Annotated in this window: 11 protein-coding genes and 2 pseudogenes; 6 read left to right on the forward strand and 7 right to left on the reverse strand. The window is 66.4% G+C overall.

Going from position 1 to position 20943, the window contains the following annotated elements; all coding sequences use genetic code 11:
• Nucleotides 1–42: 42 nt before the first annotated feature.
• From N4G47_RS11880 to N4G47_RS11890, 3 genes and pseudogenes are all read right to left on the reverse strand, one after another.
• Nucleotides 43–1002, reverse strand: coding sequence for a 5'-nucleotidase (locus tag N4G47_RS11880; RefSeq protein ID WP_475289935.1), 960 nt, complete (start codon nt 1000–1002; stop codon nt 43–45).
• 39 nt (nt 1003–1041) lie between these two features.
• Nucleotides 1042–1839 (reverse strand): annotated as a pseudogene (locus N4G47_RS11885) (NAD kinase); the annotation flags it as partial.
• Nucleotides 1840–1948: 109 nt separating this feature from the next.
• Nucleotides 1949–6925 (reverse strand): NAD-glutamate dehydrogenase, encoded by a 4977-nt coding sequence (locus N4G47_RS11890; RefSeq protein WP_475287348.1) that lies wholly within the window; start codon nt 6923–6925, stop codon nt 1949–1951.
• A gap of 297 nt (nt 6926–7222) precedes the next feature.
• Between N4G47_RS11890 and N4G47_RS11895 the strand changes: the two genes are divergently transcribed.
• The 3 genes from N4G47_RS11895 to N4G47_RS11905 are packed head-to-tail and all read left to right on the forward strand — an operon-like array spanning nt 7223 to nt 12288.
• Nucleotides 7223–7831 (forward strand): TetR/AcrR family transcriptional regulator, encoded by a 609-nt coding sequence (locus tag N4G47_RS11895; RefSeq protein WP_475287350.1) that lies wholly within the window; start codon nt 7223–7225, stop codon nt 7829–7831.
• Complete coding sequence (locus N4G47_RS11900; RefSeq protein ID WP_107232944.1) at nt 7831–9099, forward strand: efflux RND transporter periplasmic adaptor subunit; 1269 nt, start codon at nt 7831–7833, stop codon at nt 9097–9099. The genes N4G47_RS11895 and N4G47_RS11900 overlap by 1 nt, the downstream gene beginning before the upstream one ends.
• Nucleotides 9100–9114: 15 nt before the next feature.
• Entirely contained in the window at nt 9115–12288 is a 3174-nt protein-coding gene (locus tag N4G47_RS11905) for a multidrug efflux RND transporter permease subunit (RefSeq protein WP_409460228.1), read from the forward strand.
• Between the two features lie 107 nt (nt 12289–12395).
• On the opposite strand, the gene N4G47_RS11910 is transcribed toward N4G47_RS11905, so the two are convergent.
• Complete coding sequence (locus N4G47_RS11910; protein WP_475287353.1) at nt 12396–12629, reverse strand: hypothetical protein; 234 nt, start codon at nt 12627–12629, stop codon at nt 12396–12398.
• 124 nt (nt 12630–12753) lie between these two features.
• Nucleotides 12754–13902, reverse strand: coding sequence for an acyl-CoA dehydrogenase family protein (locus N4G47_RS11915; RefSeq protein WP_249843554.1), 1149 nt, complete (start codon nt 13900–13902; stop codon nt 12754–12756).
• A 153-nt stretch (nt 13903–14055) separates the two neighbouring features.
• Here N4G47_RS11915 and N4G47_RS11920 point away from each other — a divergent pair.
• From N4G47_RS11920 to metH, 3 genes and pseudogenes are all read left to right on the forward strand, one after another.
• Nucleotides 14056–14984: pseudogene (locus tag N4G47_RS11920) on the forward strand (ArsR/SmtB family transcription factor).
• A 13-nt stretch (nt 14985–14997) separates the two neighbouring features.
• Nucleotides 14998–16092: a homocysteine S-methyltransferase family protein gene (locus N4G47_RS11925; protein WP_475287355.1), complete on the forward strand. Its 1095-nt coding sequence runs from the start codon at nt 14998–15000 to the stop codon at nt 16090–16092.
• Nucleotides 16089–18773, forward strand: a complete 2685-nt coding sequence (gene metH, locus N4G47_RS11930; protein ID WP_475287357.1) for a methionine synthase — start codon at nt 16089–16091, stop codon at nt 18771–18773. Before N4G47_RS11925 ends, metH begins: the two co-directional genes overlap by 4 nt.
• A gap of 62 nt (nt 18774–18835) precedes the next feature.
• Here metH and N4G47_RS11935 read toward each other — a convergent pair whose 3' ends face one another.
• The gene (locus N4G47_RS11935; RefSeq protein ID WP_475287359.1) at nt 18836–19546 is read right to left on the reverse strand and encodes an SGNH hydrolase domain-containing protein; all 711 of its coding nucleotides are present in this window, start codon (nt 19544–19546) and stop codon (nt 18836–18838) included.
• Entirely contained in the window at nt 19432–20907 is a 1476-nt protein-coding gene (locus N4G47_RS11940) for an acyltransferase family protein (RefSeq protein ID WP_475287361.1), read from the reverse strand. The genes N4G47_RS11935 and N4G47_RS11940 overlap by 115 nt, the downstream gene beginning before the upstream one ends.
• Nucleotides 20908–20943: the final 36 nt, after the last annotated feature.

Here is a 20943-nt window from a genome sequence, read left to right on the forward strand (position 1 = left end):
ACCGCCGTGCCAACCAACGGTTGGCACCCACCCATCAAGGCGTCAACCTTCGTTGGCGACACCGTGCGGCACGTGACCGGCGGCCACATGTTCGCGCGCACTGTCGATGTTGTGCTGCGAATCATCGAAGAAGATGTCGGCACCGAAGGCCTGCAGGAACGGGCCCTTGTGGCGGCCACCGAGGAACAGCGCCTCATCCAGGCGCACGCCCCACTCACGCAGGGTGCGGATCACCCGCTCGTGCGCCGGCGCCGACCGCGCGGTGACCAGCGCGGTGCGGATCGGTGCGCTTTCGCCGGCCGGGAACACTTCCTGCAGCGTATGCAGGGCCGACAGGAAACCACGGAACGGACCGCCGCTGAGTGGCTCACGGGCGCGCTCACGCTCGTGGCGGCCGAATGCTTCCACGCCCTGCTCGCGTGAGATGCGCTCGCTTTCATCGCCGAAGATCACCGCGTCGCCGTCGAAGGCGATGCGCAGCTGGCCGGCCGGGCGGCCGATGTCGATCTGGTCGGCTGCCGCCGCTGCGGTCTCACCCGGTGGCTTGGGCAGGATCGTCGCTGCGGCGATGCCGTGGCGCAGCGCGCTGCGCACCGATTCCGGGTTGGCCGACAGGAACAGGTCGGTACCGAACGGCTTCACATACGGCCAGGTCGGCTCGCCGGCGGTGAACGTCGCGCGGATGATGCCCAGGCCATAGTGCTGGATCGAATTGAAAATGCGCAGGCCGGTATCGGCCGAATTGCGCGACAACAGGATCACCTCGACCCGCGGGTTCTCCGGGCTGGCGCCCTGGTTCAGCGCCAGCAGCTTGCGCACCACCGGAAAGGCCACGCCCGGGCCGAGGATGTCATCCTCATGCTGGCGCTGGAATTCGGCATAGGCCGCCACGCCATCGCTCTCGAACAGCGCGTGGCTTTCTTCCAGATCGAACAGCGCGCGCGAGGTCACCGCGACGGTCAGCAAACGGGGGAGTTGTCGCCCATCGGTGGGGTCCTTCAAGCGGTCGGCGGGGGCCGGCGGCCTATTGTCCTCAAAAACGAACTGTTCGCTCAGGATCCGGTCTTCCAGATTGTGCTCCGGGTCGAACAGCAGGGTCACCCGGCGGTCCTTCGACTCGCGGATGGTCACCTCCACCACATCACGGGTCTCGTGCGAATCGGCGGTGACACTGACCGGGCGCTTGTACGGATCGAGCACGCGGAAGCGCACCTCGGTATCGGCCTTGAGGATCGCGCCGCGCCAGCGTCGCGGCCGGTACGGGGCCAGCGGCGTCAAGGCGATGGTGTGTGAGCCCAGCGGCAGCACCGGGCCATGCGCGGAATAGTTGTAGGCGGTGCTGCCGGCCGGGGTGGCCACCAGCACGCCGTCGCCGATCAGCTCGGCCACCCGCTCCTGGCCGTTGAGGTCGATGCCGATGTGTGCCGCCTGCCGGGTCTGGCGCAACAGCGAGACATCGTTGTACGCCAGCGAACCGGTGCTGGTGCCGGATTCGGTCAGTGCCACCATTTCCAGCGGGCGCAGATGGGCCGGCTCGGCGCGGGCGATGCGGGCATGCACGTCCTCGTCGCCGCGGTACTGGTTCATCAGGAAGCCGACGGTGCCCAGCTTCATGCCGAACACCGGCTTGCCCAGGTGCCCATGCCGGTGCAGCGTCTGCAGCATGAAGCCATCGCCGCCCAGCGGGCACAGCACATCGGCCTGCTCGGGCGCGTAGTCGCCATAGCGCGACACCATCGCCGCACGCGCCATCTGCGCCGGTTCGGTGGTGCTGGCCAGGAAAGCGATGCGGGGGAGTCGCTCATCGGTGGATCCGGGTGGGTGTACCAGCAAGAGCATACCCGGTCGTGCCCGCCGCTGGCCGGCACAACGTGCAATGCAGAACGGCCCCGCTTTCGCGGGGCCGTTCCGGTTTACGCTCGCCGGGCAGCGCCCGGCGCTACCTCACTTACGCGCCGTGTGCCGCCAGCTGGCCCAGGCGCTGCACCGCGACCGAGACGGTCGGGTAGTCCAGGGTCTTCTGCTCGGCCAGTTCGGCCAGCATCGCCAGGGTGAAGCGCAGGCTGTTGTCGTCACGGCCCATCCAGGCTGCAACCTTGGCCTCCGCACTGCTGCCCTTGGTGCCCAGCACCTGGCCGGCCAGGTTGCGGTGGTTGGCCGCCAGTTCGTCACGCAGCACGCCACGTGCCACCGCGTGCCAACGACCGTTGACCTCCAGCGCGTCGACCTGCTCGAACAGCCACGGCAGCTGCAGGGCATCGCCCAGGCGGAAGTGGACCTTGGACACGTCCACCGGCTTCAGCTTGCGGGTGCGGGCCAGTTCGATGATGTCGAACGCCGGCTCCAGGAAGTGCAGTTCGGCCAGCTGCTGCGCCAGCGCGGACGGCAGGCCCTTTTCCTTCCACTCGGCCACCAGGGCTTCGTAGGTCGGACGCTGCGAATCCGGCAGCACGCCCGAGGCGACGCGGATGTCGTTGAACGGGCCCTGGTAGCGGTTGACCGCTTCGGTGATGCCCGGCATCGCGCCCGGGCGCGACAGCAGCCAGCGCACGAACGAACGCTGCAGCTTCCAGATCACTTCCAGTGCGTCGATCTGCACCGACTCCGGCACCTTGCCGTCGAGCGCGTCGATCTGCGCCCACAGCGCGCGTGCATCCAGCGTTTCGCGGCTGATGGTGTAGGCCTTGGCGACCTCGGCGATGGAACGGCCGGTGTCTTCCTGCATGCGCATCAGGAAGGTGGCGCCCATGCGGTTGATGGTCTGGTTGGTCACGGCCGTGGCGATGATTTCGCGCTTCAGGCGGTGACGCTCCATCGCGTCGGCGTACTTCTTCTGCAGCGGGGTCGGGAAGTAGCGCTGCAGTTCCTTGGACAGGTACGGATCTTCGGGAATGTCCGAATCCAGCAGCTGGGCGAACGCCACCAGCTTGGAGTAGGACAGCAGCACCGACAGTTCCGGACGGGTCAGGCCCTGGCCGCGTGCCTTGCGCTGCGACAGCTCGGCATCGGACGGCAGGAACTCGATCTGGCGATCGAGTAGGCCCTGCTGTTCCAGAGTGCGGATGAAGTGCTGCTTGGAACCCAGGCGCTTGACCGCCATCCGCTCCATCAGGCTCAGCGCCTGGTTCTGGCGGTAGTTGTCGTTCAGCACCAGGTCGGCCACTTCGTCGGTCATCGACGCCAGCAGCTTGTTGCGCTGTTCAACGGTCAGCTTCTTGGCCCGCACCACATCGTTGAGCAGGATCTTCATGTTGACTTCATGGTCCGAGGTATCCACACCGGCCGAGTTGTCGATGAAGTCGGTGTTGAGCAGCACGCCGGCCTGCGCGGCTTCGATACGGCCCAGCTGGGTCATGCCCAGGTTGCCGCCCTCGCCCACCACCTTGCAGCGCAGCTCGCCACCGTTCACGCGCAGCGCATTGTTGGCGCGGTCGCCGACATCGCTGTGCTGCTCGCTGGCGGCCTTGACGTAGGTACCGATGCCGCCGTTCCACAGCAGGTCGACCGGTGCCTTCAGGATCGCGCTCATCAGATCGTTCGGCGACAGTGCCTTGACGCTGTCGTCCAGGCCCAGCGCTTCACGCACCTGCGGGGTGATCTCGATCGACTTCAGGCTGCGCGGGAAGATGCCGCCGCCCTTGCTGATCAGCTTGGCATCGTAGTCGGCCCAGCTCGAACGCGGCACGGTGAACATGCGCTCACGCTCGACGAACGAGGTCGCCGCATCCGGGTTCGGGTCCAGGAAGATGTGGCGGTGATCGAAAGCAGCGACCAGGCGGATATGGCGCGACAGCAGCATGCCGTTGCCGAACACGTCGCCGGACATGTCGCCGACGCCGACCGCGGTGAAGTCCTGGGTCTGGCTGTCACGGCCCAGCGCACGGAAGTGACGCTTGACCGACTCCCACGCACCGCGTGCGGTGATGCCCATGCCCTTGTGGTCGTAACCCACCGAACCACCGGAGGCGAACGCATCGCCCATCCAGAAGCCGTGCGCGATGGCCAGGCCGTTGGCGATGTCGGAGAAGGTCGCGGTGCCCTTGTCGGCGGCCACCACCAGGTACGGGTCGTCCATGTCGTGGCGCACGACATCCACCGGCGGAACGATCTTGTTGTTGACGATGTTGTCGGTGATGTCCAGCAGGCCCTGGATGAACAGCTTGTAGCAGGCCACGCCGTTGGCGAAGACTGCATCGCGATCGCCGTTCACCGGCGGCATCTTGGCGAAGAAGCCACCCTTGGCGCCGACCGGCACGATCACGGTGTTCTTCACCATCTGCGCCTTGACCAGGCCCAGCACCTCGGTACGGAAGTCTTCGCGACGATCCGACCAGCGCAGGCCGCCACGGGCCACGGCGCCGAAGCGCAGGTGGGTACCTTCCACGCGCGGGCCGTACACGAAGATTTCGCGGTACGGGCGCGGCTTGGGCAGGTCCGGCACCAGTGCCGAATCGAACTTGAAGCTGATGACATGGCCGTGCTGGCCGTTGGCATCGGTCTGGTAGTAGCTGGTGCGCAGGGTCGCGTCGATCACGCCCATGAACGAGCGCAGGATGCGGTCCTCGTCCAGGCTCGACACGCGGTCCATCAGCTTCAGCAGCGCATCGCGCGCGGCCTGCATCTGCGCATCGCGGTCACCCTTGCGGGCGTCGACCACGGTCTTGAGCACCTTCAGGGTGGCCTCGTCGCCGGCGGCCAGCACATCGAGGTGGGCCTTCAGCTGGGCCTGGCCAGCGGCGATGTCATCCTTGCTCTCGTGGCCGGTGGCCGGATCGAAGCGCGCTTCGAACAGTTCCACCAGCAGGCGCGCCAGCAGCGGGTAACGGGCGAAAGTGCCTTCCACGTAGGCCTGCGAGAACGGCACGCCGGTCTGCAGCAGGTACTTGCAGTAGCCACGCAGCATGGCGACCTGGCGCCAGTGCAGGCCGGCGGCCAGCACCAGGCGGTTGAAGCCATCGTTCTCGGCATCGCCGTGCCAGACGCGGGCGAAAGTCTCGCCGAAAGCTTCATCGACGCTGGCGGCATCGATGGCGCCGGCGGTCGATTCGACTTCGAAGTCCTGCACATACACCGGCGCGTTGTCGACCGACAGGCGGTACGGGCGCTCGGCGATCACGCGCAGGCCCATGTTTTCCATCATCGGCAGCGCGTCCGACAGCGGAATGTCATCCAGCTGGCGGTACAGCTTCAGGCGCAGGCCATCGCCGCTTTCGCGCGGCACCGCCTGCAGGCTCAGGCGCAGGTCGTCCGGGCCGGTCAGGGCGTCGAGCTGGCTGACATCGTTGGCGGCAACGGCGGTGCTGTTGTCTTCGATGTAGCCGGCCGGCAGCGCCTTGCCGATACGGGCGGCGATGCGCAGGCCTTCGGTCTCGCCATGGCGGGTGACCAGCGCTTCACGCAGGTCGTCCTGCCAGTTGCGCAGCACCTGGGCCAGCTTCTGCTCAAGTTCGGCGGTATCGACGTCGAGCATTTCGCCCGGCTTCGGGCGCACGATCAGGTGCACCTGTGCCAGCGGCGATTCGCCCAGCACCACCGAGCTGTCGACGTACTCACCGTGCAGCGCGTCCTTCAGCATCGCCTCGATGCGCAGGCGCACGTCGGTGTTGAAGCGCTCGCGCGGCAGGTAGACCAGCGCGGAAATGAAACGGCTGTACTTGTCGCGGCGCAGGAACAGGCGGCTGCGCACGCGCTCCTGCAGGCCCAGCACGCCCATCGCGGTGCGCAGCAGTTCGTCCTCGCTGGACTGGAACAGCTCTTCGCGCGGCAGGGTTTCCAGGATGTGGCGCAGCGCCTTGCCACTGTGGCTGGCCGGGGCCAGGCCGGACTGCTTCATCACGTGCTCGTGGCGCTGGCGCACCAGCGGGATTTCCCACGGGCGGCGGTTGTAGGCGCTGGAGGTGAACAGACCAAGGAAGCGCTGCTCGCCGATGATCTTGCCCTTGGCGTCGAATTCCAGCACGCCGATGTAGTCCATGTAGCCGGCGCGGTGCACGCGCGAACGGGCATTGGTCTTGGTCAGGATCAGCGCGTCCTTCAGCCCGGACGTGGCGTTCAGGCCCTGCGCGGCCAGGGTCTTGACCGGACGGGCGGCGGACTTGTCCTTGCCGCGCATCAGGCCCAGGCCGGTGTCGTTCAGCGGCGCCAGCACGTCTTCCTTGCCCTGCTTCTCGACGCGGTATTCGCGGTAGCCGAAGAAGGTGAAGTGGTTGTCGGCGGCCCAGCGCAGGAATTCCTGTGCTTCCTTGCGCGAGGCATCGTCGACCGGCAGCTGGCGGCTGCCCAGGTCGTCGGCCAGCGCCAGCGCCTTGTCCTTCATCGGCTGCCAGTCGCGCACGATCGCGCGCACTTCGTCCAGCGCCTTGTTGATGGCCTGTTCGATGGCGGCCATGGCTTCGGCCGGCTGGCGGTCGATCTCCAGCAGCATCACCGACTCGGCATCACCCTCGCCGACCTTGACCAGCTTGCCGGCCTTGTCGCGGGTGAAGCGCAGCACCGGGTGGCCCAGCACGTGGACGCCCACGCCCTGCTCGGCCAGCGACATGGTGACGGTGTCGACCAGGAACGGCATGTCGTCGTTGACGATCTGCAGCACGGTGTGCGGCGATTCCCAACCATTGGCCTTGGCGGTCGGATTGAACACGCGGACGTTGGCCTTGCCGGCCTTGCGGGCACGGGCGAATTCCAGCGTCTCAGCCGCGAGAGCGGCCCACTCTTCAGCGCTGTGGTGCGGGAACTCGTCCGACTCCATGCGCTTGTAGAAGCCAGTGGCAAAGGCCACTGCTTCGGCCTGTGCGGCCGCGGGGTAGCGCTTGCGCAAGGCCGTGTACACCGGCTCCAGGGAGAAACCAGCGGTCACTGCGACCTCCGACTCTGCTGGTTTGGTCTTGTTTTTCACGGTCTTGGCTGCGGTTTTTTGCGGTTTCATGGCAGAGCGATGCGCTTGCTCAGTTGGGAAAATGAAATTGTAGCCCTACCGCACGAAAAGGCCTTGCTGCAGGACGGAATAAGCAGATTCGGGTTTGCTGCGGTTTAGACGCCTATTCAGTTCGCACCGGTATGGTCCCGGCGCCGTCCGCAGCACTGCCGACAGGATCGGCAAAGCGTGTTACCGGAAGACACACGCGGCCACACCCATTCGATTCCACAATGCTGAACTGGACGGTATAGTCCACCGCGTGAACCCGCCCTGCCCCCCGCTGCCCTGGACGCGCGCGATGAGCGTGTGTTCGCTGCCGTTCGCGAACTGCTGGCCCAGCAGGGCATGCAGATGAGCATGGATGCGGTGGCCCAGCACGCCGGCTGCTCCAAGCAGACCCTGTACTCGCGCTATGGCAGCAAGCAGGAACTGCTGCGCCGGGTCATGCAGCGCCATGTCGGCCACGCCACCGGCGCCATGCTGCGTGCACTCCGCACTGACGACCTGCGTGCCAGCCTGCTCCAGTTCGCCACCGACTTCCTGGAGCATTTCAACCAACCGCACGTAGGCCAGGCCTGTCGGCTGATCGCCGCCGACGCCGCGCAGTTTCCTGAAGAGGCGCGTACGCTGTACCGGCATGGCGCCGGCGCACTGACGCTTCATCTTGCTGAATGGATTGAAACCGTTTGCATGCAAGGCCGGCTTCGCCATGACGACCCGCACTACATGGCCGAACTGCTGCTGAGCATGATCGCCGGTCAGGATTTCGACAAACAGCGCTTCCATACCGCCCATCGTGATGACGCGCAGCTGCGTCGGCGCTGGGCAGAGTTCTCCGTCGACAGCTTCCTGCGCGCGTTCGCGCCACAGCCGTCGCCGGCCCCGTCTACAAACCAACCCCGGAGTTCCTCCTGATGACCGCCCCACTCCGCACCCTTGCCTTGACGTGCGCCGTTGCTGTCGCGCTGGCTGCCTGCAAGAAGCCGGAACAGCAGACGCCCCCGCCGCCGGAGGTGGGCGTGATCGACGCCAAGCCGCAGACCCTGCCGCTTCAGCGTGAGCTGGTCGGCCGCCTGTCGCCGTTCCGCAGCGCCGACGTGCGCGCACGCGTGCCGGGCGTTCTGCTCAAGCGCGTCTACCAGGAAGGCTCGCAGGTCAAGCAGGGCCAGGCCCTGTTCCTGATCGACCCGGCCCCGCTGCGCGCCTCGCTCAATGCCTCCGAAGCCCAGCTGGCCTCGGCCCGCGCCACCTACGCCAATGCCAAGGTCGCCGCCGACCGCGCCCGTTCGCTGGCACCGCAGCAGTTCGTCTCCAAGTCCGACCTGGACAACGCCGAATCGGCCGAGCGCACCGCGCTGGCCGCGGTCAAGCAGGCCGAAGCCACCGTCACCTCCTCGCGCATCAACCTGGGCTACACCGAAGTGACCGCGCCGATCAGCGGCGTGGCCAACAAGCAGCAGGTCACCGAAGGTGCGCTGGTCGGCCAGGGCGATGTGACCCTGCTGACCACCGTCGACCAGCTCGATCCGCTGTACGTGAATTTCTCGCTGAGCGTGGACGAACTGACCCAGCTGCGCGCGCAGCAGGCCAAGGGTGCGCTGGCACTGTCCGGTGACGGCAAGGCGACGGTCAACGTCAAACTGGCCGATGGCAGCACCTACAGCGAGCCGGGCACGCTGGACTTCTCCTCGACCACGGTCGATCCGGCCACCGGTGCGGTGTCGCTGCGCGCACTGCTGCCCAACCCTCAGCAGATCCTGCTGCCAGGTGCCTTCGTCAGCTTCCAGGCCAACCTGGGCGAGCGCAACAACGCCTACCTGGTGCCGCAGCAGGCGCTGCTGCGCGACACCACCGGCGGCTATGTGATGGTGGTCGGCGCCGACGGCAAGGTCATTCGCAAGAACGTCAAGACCGACGGCGCGCAGAACGGCAACTGGCTGGTCAGCGACGGCCTGGCCGCCGGTGACAAGGTCATCGTGGCCGGCGTGCAGAAGGTCAAGGAAGGCGCACCGGCCGTGGCCAAGCCGTGGACCCCGGGGCAGGACGCCAACGGCAAGCCTGCCGCAGGCGGCGCTGCACCGGCAGCCGCGGCTCCGGCTGCAGGCAAGGCACCGGCCGACGCGGCCAAGCCCGAGCAGGCCGATGCGGCCAAGCCGGCCGCCACCGAATCGAACAAGCAGTAACGGGAACCTTCCGTCATGCCTAAATTTTTCATCGAGCATCCAGTCTTCGCCTGGGTGGTTGCGATCCTGATCTCGCTCAGCGGCGTGATCGCGATCCTCAACCTGGGTGTGGAGTCCTACCCCAACATCGCCCCGCCACAGGTGACCGTCTCGGCCACCTACCCGGGCGCCAGTGCCGACACCACTGAAAAATCGGTCACCCAGGTGATCGAGCAGCAGCTGACCGGTATCGATCACCTGCTGTACTTCAGTTCCTCGTCCGCCTCCAACGGCCGTGCCTCGATCACCCTGACCTTCGAGACCGGCACCGATCCGGACATCGCCCAGGTGCAGGTGCAGAACAAGGTGTCGCTGGCCACGCCACGACTGCCTTCGGAAGTGACCCAGCAGGGTGTGGTGGTGGCCAAGGCCAACGCCGGCTTCCTGATGGTGATCGCGCTGCAGTCCGATACGCCGACCATCAACCGTGACGCCCTGAACGACATTGTCGGCTCGCGCGTGCTCGACCAGGTCTCGCGCATCCCCGGCGTCGGCAGCACCCAGCAGTTCGGTTCCGAGTACGCCATGAACATCTGGCTGAACCCGGAAAAGATGCAGGGCTACGGCCTGTCGGCCAGCCAGGTGCTGGCCGCGGTGCGCGCGCAGAACGTGCAGTTCGCCGCCGGCGCGCTGGGTTCGGACCCGTCGCCGGAGGGCCAGCACTTCACCGCCACGGTGTCGGCCGAAGGCCGCTTCAGCTCGCCGCAGGAGTTCGAGAACATCATCCTGCGCGCCAACCCCGACGGCTCGCGCGTGCTGCTCAAGGACATCGCCCGGGTGGCCTTCGGTGCCAACAACTACGGCTTTGATACCCAGTACAACGGCAAGCCCACCGGTGCCTTCGCCATCCAGCTGCTGCCGGGCGCCAACGCCCTGAACGTGGCCGATGCGGTGCGCGCCAAAATGGACGAACTGCAGCCCAGCTTCCCATCCGGCGTGACCTGGTTCTCGCCGTACGACAGCACCACCTTCGTCAAGATCTCGATCCAGGAAGTGGTCAAGACCCTGTTCGAAGCAGTGTTGCTGGTGTTCCTGGTGATGCTGATCTTCCTGCAGAACTTCCGCGCCACCCTGATCCCGACCCTGGTCATTCCGGTGGCCCTGCTCGGCACCTTCCTGGGCATGTGGATGATCGGCTTCACGATCAACCAGCTGACCCTGTTCGCGATGGTGCTGGCAATCGGCATCGTGGTCGATGACGCGATCGTGGTGATCGAGAACGTCGAGCGCATCATGACCGAGGAAGGGTTGGCGCCGAAGCCGGCCACGCAGAAGGCGATGACCCAGATCACCGGCGCGGTGGTGGCGATCACCGTCGTGCTGGCTGCGGTGTTCATTCCGTCGGCCCTGCAGGGCGGTGCGGCCGGTGAGATCTACAAGCAGTTCGCGCTGACCATCGCCATCTCGATGGCGTTCTCGGCCTTCCTGGCGCTGGGCTTCACCCCGGCGCTGTGCGCGACCTTCCTCAAGCCGACGCACAACGACAACCCGAACATCGTCTACCGCACCTTCAACAAGTACTACGACAAGATCAGCCACACCTACGTGGGGCATATCACCTCGGCGGTGCGCCACGCCCCGCGCTGGATGATCCTGTTCGTGGTGCTGACCGCGCTGTGTGGCTTCCTGTTCACCCGCATGCCCGGCAGCTTCCTGCCGGAAGAGGACCAGGGCTATGCGCTGGCGATCGTGCAGCTGCCGCCGGGTTCGACCAAGGGCCAGACCAACGAAGTCTTCGCGCAGATGCGTGGCGTGCTGGAAAAGCAGGATGGCTATGAAGGCATGCTGCAGGTGGCCGGCTTCAGCTTCGTCGGTTCCGGCGAGAACGTGGGCATGGGCTTCATCCGCCTGAAGCCGTGGGAGGAACGCAAGTTCACCGCGCCGGAGTTCATCCAGAACATGAACGGCGCGTTCTACGGCATCAAGGAAGCGCAGATCTTCGTGGTCAACCTGCCGACCGTGCAGGGCCTGGGCCAGTTCGGCGGCTTCGACATGTGGCTGCAGGACCGCAGCGGTGCCGGCTACGAGCAGCTCACCCAGGCACGCAACATCCTGCTGGGCAAGGCCGCGCAGAAGCCCGAAGCACTGGTCGGCGTGCGACCGAACGGACTGGAAAACGCGCCGCAGCTGCAGCTGCACGTGGACCGCGTGCAGGCGCAGTCGATGGGCATGTCGGTGTCGGACGTGTACAGCACCATCCAGCTGATGCTGGCGCCGGTGTACGTCAACGACTTCTTCTACGAAGGCCGCATCAAGCGCGTGACCATGCAGGCCGATGGCCCGTACCGCACCGGCCAGGAATCGCTGAAGAGCTTCTACAGCCCGTCCAGCCTGACCACCAATGCCGATGGCACCAACGCGATGATCCCGCTCAACACGGTGGTCAAGTCCGAATGGGTGTCGGCACCGCCGTCGCTGAGCCGCTACAACGGCTACTCGGCGATCAACATCGTCGGTTCGCAGGCCCCGGGCACCAGTTCGGGTGAAGCGATGCAGACCATGGAGAGCATCGTCAACGACGACCTGCCGGCCGGCTTCGGCTACGACTGGTCCGGCATGTCCTACCAGGAAATCCTGGCCGGCAACGCCGCGACCCTGCTGCTGGTGCTGTCGATCGTAGTGGTGTTCCTGTGCTTGGCAGCCCTGTATGAAAGCTGGTCGATTCCGGTGGCGGTGCTGCTGGTGGTGCCGCTGGGCGTGCTGGGTGCACTCGGCCTGTCGATGCTGCGTGGCCTGCCCAACGATCTGTTCTTCAAGATCGGTCTGATCACCGTGATCGGCCTGGCAGCGAAGAACGCGATCCTGATCGTGGAGTTCGCGGTGGAGCAACGCGCGGCCGGCAAGAACCTGCGCGATGCCACCATCGAGGCAGCGCGCCTGCGTTTCCGCCCGATCCTGATGACCTCGTTCGCGTTCATCATGGGCGTGATCCCGATGGCGATCTCCAGCGGCGCCGGCGCCAACTCCCGCCACGCCATCGGTACCGGCGTGATCGGTGGCATGCTGTTCGCCACCCTGCTCGGCCTGCTGATGATTCCGGTGTTCTTCGTGGTCGTGCGGCGCATGCTGGGCGACAAGCTCGATGAACCCTCCAAGGAGTTCATGGAACGCCAGCGCGACGCCGATGCCGCGCACCGTCCGGATCGTTGATCCGGCCGTAAGCAGATACGAGAAAGGCCCCGGAGCGATCCGGGGCCTTTTTTGTTGCTGCTCTTGAATCCATGCCAACCTTGGTTGGCACTTTCCAGGGCAACGTCTCAGCGGAGCAGCGCAACCACAATGTTGCCTTTGGGGCCATCATGCGGAAGAAGGAACGCCAGCAGCAGGATCACTGCGATCGGCGTCACCAGCGTCATGAAACCCCAACCGCGATGGATCATCGTGCAGACCCTTGAATAAAACGGTCTGCATTGTAGCGGCGCTTTCGAAGGCCGCCGCAGAATGAAATTGATGGCGGAACACAGGTTGCCGATCTGTAGCGCCGAGCCCATGCTCGGCTGCGTCTGCCGGAGCCGAGCGTGGACTCGGCTCTACAGACGGCCAGAGAACAGCGCATCCACGCATGGCGTGGATCTACTGGCCGCGCCGCCGTTGCAGCGGCGCGGCCCTTGCCACTCAGCGCAGCCCGGTCTCGTTGCGTGCGATCACCAGACGCTGGATCTCCGAAGTGCCCTCATAGATCTCGGTGATCTTGGCATCACGGAAGTAGCGCTCCAGCGGCATTTCCTTTGAATAGCCCATGCCGCCATGGATCTGCACCGCCTGGTGGGTGATCCACATTGCCGCCTCCGAAGCGGTCAGCTTGGCGATGGCCGCTTCATTGCTGAAGCGCTTGCCCTCGCCCTTCACCCACGCCGCGCGCAGGGTCAGCAGCAGCGCCGCGTCCAGCTTGCACTTCATGTCGGCGATCTTGGCCTGGGTCATCTGGAAGGTACCGATGGCCGCGCCGAACGCCTTGCGCTCCTTCACGTACTCGATGGTCGCTTCATAGGCAGCACGGGCAATGCCGATCGCCTGCGAGGCGATGCCGATGCGACCGGCATCCAGCACACCCATCGCGATCTTGAAGCCCTCGCCTTCCTGGCCCAGCACGTCCTCGGCCTGGGCCACGTAGTCGTTGAACTCGATCTCGCAGGTGGCCGAGGCACGGATGCCCAGCTTCGGTTCGGTCTTGCCACGACCAAAGCCGGGCTTGTCGGTGTCGATCAGGAAGGCGGTGATGCCGCGCGCGCCCTTGTCCGGCTCGCTCATTGCAAACAGCACGATGTACCTGGCCACCGGGCCGGAGGTGATCCAGCTCTTCTTGCCGTTGATGACGAAGCTGCCATCGGCCTGCTTGACGGCCCGGCAACGCATGGCGGTGGCGTCCGAACCGGACTGCGGCTCGGTCAGCGCGAACGCACCGATGGCCTCGCCCTCTGCGATGGCACGCACGTATTTCTGCTTCTGTGCTTCGCTGCCATGGGTCAGGATGCCGTTGCAGAACAGCGAATTGTTCACCGACATGATGGTCGAATGCGCAGCATCACCGGCGGCGACCTCCACCATCGCCAGCACGTACGCAATCGGGTCCATGCCCGCGCCACCGTATTCGGTCGGCACTTCGATGCCCATCAAGCCGTTCTCGCCCAGCAGGCGGATGTTGTCCAACGGGAACTCGCCGGTGCGGTCATGGTGCTCCGCGCTGGGGGCGATCTTCTCCTGCGCGATGCGACGCGCCACGTCCTGCAGCATCAACTGCTCTTCGGTAAAGCTGAAATCCACAACACCCTCCCGGGTACATGAAGTTATGGGCCGCGTACGGCGCGCCCAGGTAGCTCGATTGTACCGGGGCGTGAATGGTTCCGTACGCCAGCGACTTGACCCTGGCAGGCCTTCTCGGCGAATATATCTCTATATCGCGATAGGTAGATATTTATGGATCTGGAAGACTGGTCGACCCGCCTGAAGGTGTTCGCCGATGCCACCCGCGTGCGACTGTTGGCGCTGCTGGAACAGGAAGAGCTGACCGTGGCCGAGCTGTCAGCGATCACCCGGTTGGCGCAGCCACGCGTGTCGACCCATCTGGCGCGCCTGAAGGAAGCCGGTCTGGTCCGCGACCGCCGTGCCGGCGTGTCGGCCTACTACCGCTTCGACGAGGCCCAGCTGGACCCGGCACAGCGTGCATTGTGGCACGCCTTGAGCAACGGAAGCGACGATCCGCTGCTGCGCCAGGATGCTGAACGGGTGGCCGCCGTGCTGGCCCACCGCGCCTCCGACCAGAACTGGGCCGACAGCGTGGCAGGCGACATGGAACGCCACTACTCCCCGGGCCGCACCTGGGAGGCGCTGGCCCGCACCGCGCTGCCGCTGCTGGAAACCGGCGACGTGCTCGACATCGCCTCCGGTGACGGCGTGCTGGCCGAACTGGTCGCCCCGCATGCCAAGCGCTACGTCTGCATCGACACCAGCGCGCGCGTGGTCGCCGCCGCCAGCGAGCGCCTGCGCCGCCTGCCCAACGTGGAGGTACGCGAGGGCGACATGCATGCGCTGCCGTTCAAGGACCGCAGCTTCGACCTGGTGGTGCTGATGCACGCGCTGACCTACGCCAGCAAGCCGGCGCAGGCGGTGACCGAGGCCGCACGCGTGCTGCGCCCGGGCGGCCGGCTGCTGCTGTGCAGCCTGGCCCGCCACGAGCACAAGGCCGCCGTCGAGGCGTATGGCCACGTCAACCTCGGCTTCAGCGACAAGGAACTACGCAAGTTCGTCGACAAGGCCGGCCTGCAGGTGTCGAGTCTGGAGACGGTCACCCGCGAGAAGCGCCCCCGCATTTCGAAGTGATCTCGCTGATCGCCAACAAGCCCTGAGCCCGAGTCCGCCATGTCCGCGCTGCCCTGGTTGCATCCCGATCGTGCCAACGCCCTGCTCGTCGCCCTGCGCGAGCGCATCCTGATCATCGACGGTGCGATGGGCACCATGATCCAGCGCCACGGGCTGCAGGAGCAGGATTATCGCGGCGAGCGCTTCGCCGGCGGCTACGACCACGCCCACGGCCCCGGCTGCGACCACGGTACGCCCGAGGGTCACGATCTGAAGGGCAACAACGATCTTCTGCTGCTGACCCGCCCGCAGATCGTCGCCGACATCCACACCGCCTATCTGCTGGCCGGCGCCGACCTGGTGGAAACCAACACGTTCAACGCCACTTCGGTGAGCCAGGCCGATTACCACCTGGAACACCTGGTGTATGAGCTGAACAAGGCCGGCGCGGCCGTTGCACGCGCCTGCTGCGATGCGGTGGAAGCGACCACGCCGGACAAGCCTCGCTTCGTCATCGGTGTGATCGGCCCCACCAGCCGTACCGCCTCGATCAGCCCGGACGTGAACGATCCCGGCTTCCGCAACACCAGCTTCGATGAACTGCGCGATACCTACCGCGAAGCGATCGAAGGCCTGATCGACGGCGGCGCCGACACGCTGATGGTCGAGACCATCTTCGACACGCTCAACGCCAAGGCCGCGCTGTATGCGCTGGAAGAAGCCTTCGATGCACGCGCTGCGCGCCTGCCGGTGATGATCTCCGGCACCATCACCGATGCCTCCGGCCGCACCCTGTCGGGGCAGACCGCCGATGCCTTCCACGCCTCGCTGGCGCATGCGCGGCCGCTGTCGATCGGCCTGAACTGCGCGCTGGGTGCCGACGCGATGCGCCCGCATGTGGAGACCCTGGCGCGCGTGGCCGGCTGCCATGTCAGCGCACACCCCAACGCCGGCCTGCCCAATGCCTTTGGCGAGTACGACGAAACGCCCGAGGAAATGGCCACCACGCTGCGCGGCTTCGCCGAGGATGGTCTGCTGAACCTGGTCGGCGGCTGCTGCGGCTCCACCCCCGAGCACATCCGCGCCATCGCCCAGGCCGTGGCCGGCCTGCCGCCCCGTCCACTGCCCGGCGCGCAGGAGCAGCAGGCCGCATGAGCACCGCCCCCTACACCCGCCTGTCAGGCCTGGAACCGCTGGTCATCACCCCGGACCTGCTGTTCGTCAATGTCGGCGAGCGCACCAACGTCACCGGCAGCGCGCAGTTCCGCAAGCTCATCAAGGAAGGCCGCTACGAGGAAGCCGTGGACGTGGCCCGCCAGCAGGTGGCCAGCGGCGCGCAGATCCTCGACGTCAACATGGACGAAGGCCTGATCGACTCAGAGGCAGCGATGACCCGCTACCTCAACCTGATCATGTCCGAGCCGGACATCGCGCGCATCCCGGTGATGGTCGACTCGTCCAAGTGGAGCGTGATCGAGGCCGGGTTGAAGTGCCTGCAGGGCAAGAGCGTGGTCAACTCGATCTCGCTGAAGGAAGGCGAGGCGCCGTTCCGCGAGCACGCGCGCAAGGTGCTGCGCTACGGCGCGGCCGCAGTGGTGATGGCGTTCGACGAAACCGGCCAGGCCGACACCTGCGCACGCAAGGTGGAAATCTGCACCCGCGCCTACCGCATCCTGGTCGATGAGATCGGCTTCCCGCCGCAGGACATCATCTTCGACCCGAACATCTTCGCCGTCGCCACCGGCATCGAAGCGCACGACAACTATGCGGTGGACTTCATCGAAGCCACCCGCATCATCAAGCAGACGCTGCCGCACTGCCATGTCTCCGGTGGTGTCTCCAACGTGTCATTCTCGTTCCGTGGCAACGAGACCGTGCGCCAGGCCATCCACTCGGTGTTCCTGTACCACGCGATCGCCGCTGGCATGGACATGGGCATCGTCAACGCCGGCGCGATGCCGATCTACGACGAGCTGGAGCCGGAGCTGCGCGAACGCGTGGAGGATGTAATCCTCAACCGACGCAGCGATGGCACCGAACGCCTGCTGGAGATCGCCGAGCGCTACAAGGGCAAAAAGGGCGCGGCGAAGACCGAGGATCTGGCCTGGCGTGAAAAGCCGGTGGCGCAGCGTCTGGCGCACGCGCTGGTGCACGGCCTGGACGCCTGGGTCGAGGAAGACACCGAGCTGGCCCGGCAGGCTTCCAGCCGCCCACTGGACGTGATCGAAGGCCCGTTGATGGATGGCATGAACGTGGTCGGCGACCTGTTCGGCGCCGGCAAGATGTTCCTGCCCCAGGTGGTGAAATCCGCGCGGGTGATGAAGAAGGCCGTGGCCTACCTCCTGCCGTACATCGAGGCGGAGAAAGCGCGCAGCGGTGACACCGCCAAGAGCAACGGCAAGATCATCATGGCCACGGTGAAGGGCGATGTGCATGACATCGGCAAGAACATCGTCGGCGTCGTCCTGGCCTGCAACAACTTCGAAGTGATCGACCTGGGCGTGATGGTGCCGGCGCAGAAGATCCTCGACGCCGCGCGCGAGCACCGTGCCGACCTGATCGGCCTGTCCGGGCTGATCACCCCCTCGCTGGAAGAAATGAGCCACGTCGCCCGCGAAATGGAACGCCAGGGCTTCGACCTGCCGCTGCTGATCGGGGGCGCGACCACCTCGCGCGCGCATACCGCCCTGAAGATCGACCCGCATTACAAGGCCCCCACAGTGTGGGTGAAGGACGCCTCGCGCGCGGTCGGCGTGGCCCAGTCGCTGATCTCGCGCGACCTGCGCGAGGCGTTCGTCGCCGCCAACGAAGCCGACTACGCCGAGATCCGCGCGCGCCATCGCAACCGTGGCGATGCCAAGCGCCTGGTCTCGCTGGAGCACGCACGCGGGCAGAAATTCCAGGGCGACTGGGCCAACTACACGCCACCGGCACCGCGTCAGCCCGGCCTGCATGTCTTCGATGATTACCCACTGGCCGAACTGGTGGACTACATCGACTGGACCCCGTTCTTCCAGGCATGGGAGCTGGCCGGCAAGTTCCCGGCCATCCTCACCGACGAGATCGTCGGCACCCAAGCCAGCGAACTGTACCGCGACGCGCGCGCGATGCTCGACCGCATCGTCGGCGAGAAGTGGCTGACTGCCAAGGCGGTGTTTGGCCTGTGGCCAGCCAACAGCATCGGCGACGACGTGCGCGTGCAGCATCCACAGGGCGAAACCACCCTGCACTTCCTGCGCCAGCAGGTGGACAAGCCGGCCGAGCGCCCGGACTTCTGCCTGGCCGATTTCATCGCGCCTGCCGACAGTGGCCGCGACGACTGGATCGGCGCGTTCGCGGTGACCGCCGGCATCGGTATCGACGCGCATGTTGCACGCTTCGAAGCCGAGCATGACGACTACAACGCGATCCTGCTGAAGGCACTGGCTGACCGCTTCGCCGAAGCGCTGGCCGAGCGCCTGCACCAGCGCGTGCGCACGCAGTTCTGGGGTTACGACCACGCCGAGACGCTGGACAACGAGGCGCTGATCGACGAGCAGTACCGCGGCATCCGCCCGGCGCCCGGCTACCCGGCCTGCCCCGAGCACAGCGAGAAGCGCCGCCTGTTCGACCTGCTGCAGGCCGAGGCCAACGCCGGCATGGAGCTGACCGAGAGCTTTGCGATGCTGCCCACCGCGGCGGTATCCGGCTACTACTTCAGCCACCCGCAGAGCCAGTATTTCGTGGTGGGCCGGCTCAGCCGCGAACAGGTCAGCGACTACGCCCGGCGCAAGGGCGTGGACCGCGCGCAGGCCGAGCGCTGGCTGGCCTCCAACCTCGACTACGACCCCGAATAGAAAAGGGGACGGAGGGGATCAAGGCATTTGTGCCACAAACGACTTGATCCCCTCCGTCCCCTTCAGCGCTGCAGCAGCACCTGCTGCAGCGAAGGCAACAGCACGCGATTGCCCTGCGCACTGAGGTGATCGCCATCGAAGAACAGCGGCCGGCCATCACGCTGTGCCGGGCACAACCGGTCGTCGCACAGCGCCGGCAACGGATCCCAGAGCACGCCGCCGGGCAGGCCGTCGACCACCTGGCGCAGGCTGCCCAGCATGGGCGCGCGCAGCGTCTCCATCGCCTCGCGCGTGCTGTCCAGGCCATTGCGGCAGACTTCGTTGCCCGCGTTGAAGCTGTCCGAACAGCGATACGGGGGCGCCGGCAGCACCGGCTTGGGCGCCTCCAGCACGATGCGCACGCCACGCTCGGCCAGCGGCCTCCATTGCGCGATCGCCTCGGCCACCTCAGTCTCACGCCCGGCGGCAGCTTCGGCGGTCAGCTCACCGGCCAGCTGCGCCTGCGCGTCGAACAGCACGAACTGATCGGACAGGCGCGGAACCCGCAGCGACACCAGCACCACCGCGTCACCCGGTTGCGCACGGCGCGCGATATCGGCGAACACCGCCGCATCGAATCCGGCACAGCCCGCACCTGCGCCACGCCACTTCTGCAGGCTTACCTGCGGGCATCCGCCACGGCCATACAGCGACACCTCTGCGCCGGTTTCCAGCGCCAGGCGTTGCAGCAGTTCGATGTAGGCCATCGCATGCGAATCACCGGCAACGAACACCCGCGCAGGCGCGCCCGCCGGCACCGTACGGTCGCAGTCTCCGCGGGCATAGGTGCGCGCACTGCCCCCTCGAAGCGATGCTTGGCCGTCACCAGGGCACAGCCGGGATAATCGCCGGCCACGCTCTTGCCGTCGGGGTACCAATCGGCCGGTTGCCGGCTGACGGTACTCAACGACAGCTGTGGCGCCTGCTGGTAGAGCAGCGTCTGCAGGCCGGCAGCGAGCAGCAGCACGGCCGCACCGGCCAGCACCCACCGCCCGGGGCGCAGGCGCTGCGCCAACGTGCCGCGGAAGGGTTGTTCCACCCAGCGCCACGACAGCCATGACAGCAGCAGCACCAGCGCCATCGCAGCGATCATCTGCGCCGGTGTCTGCAGGCCCACGGTCCAGCGCATCAGCACGAATACCGGCCAGTGCCACAGATACAGTGAATACGACAGCAGGCCGACACGGCGCATCGGGGCACTGGCCAGCAGGCGCGCGACCCAGGCCTGCGGATGATGATGCAGCGCCCACAGCAGGCCGGCAGTGGCCAGGGCCGGCAGCAGACCATCCGGCCATGGCGAATGCCCTGCACGCGCGGACCACAGCGCCCACCCCAACAGGGCCAGCGCCACCACGGCCAGCAGGGAGAATACGGGCGCCATGCGCTTCGGCGCCTGCTCCGTTGTGCGCTCCCGCGATGGGCGCAGGTGCAGCCACTGGAACAACAGCACCCCCACCCCCAGCTGCCACAGCCGCGTACTGGTGGCATAGAACGCCCATGACGGTGGCATGTCGCGCATGCCCAGCAGCGCCGCATGCAGCAGCGACGCCACACTGACCAACCCGAACAGGCCCAGGCTGATCCAGCGCCCACGCGTACCGCGCGCCCAGGCCAGGAACAGCAGCGGGAAGATCAGATAGAACTGCTCCTCCACCCCCAACGACCAGGTATGGGTATAGGGATTGAACTCGGCCCTGGGGGCGAAGTAATCGTTGCCGATCGCTGCCAGCACCCAGTTGCTGAAGCCGAACAGTGCCATCAACCCGGTCTTGTCACTGGCCTCGCTGAGCCAGGACTCGGGAATGAACAGCACGCTGGCCAGCGCGGTCAGCAACAGGCAGGTCAGCAGGGCGGGCGCGATGCGGCGGATGCGACGCGCATAGAAGCGCAGCATCGACTGCCCCAGCGGCAGCGGCGGCAACCGGTGTACCGAGGCACTGACCACGAAGCCGGAGATGACGAAGAACACGTCCACACCGGTGAACCCGCCCGGCAGCCAGGCCGGGTCGAGGTGGAACACGATGACGGCCAGCACGGCAATCGCGCGCAGGCCGTCGATGTGCGGTACATAGCCGCGGCTTGGATCTGCGGTCATCCCTTCCCCCACCGCCGCGACGGCCGTGGGCCCGCA

This window comes from Stenotrophomonas sp. GSD10 (assembly GCF_056172695.1).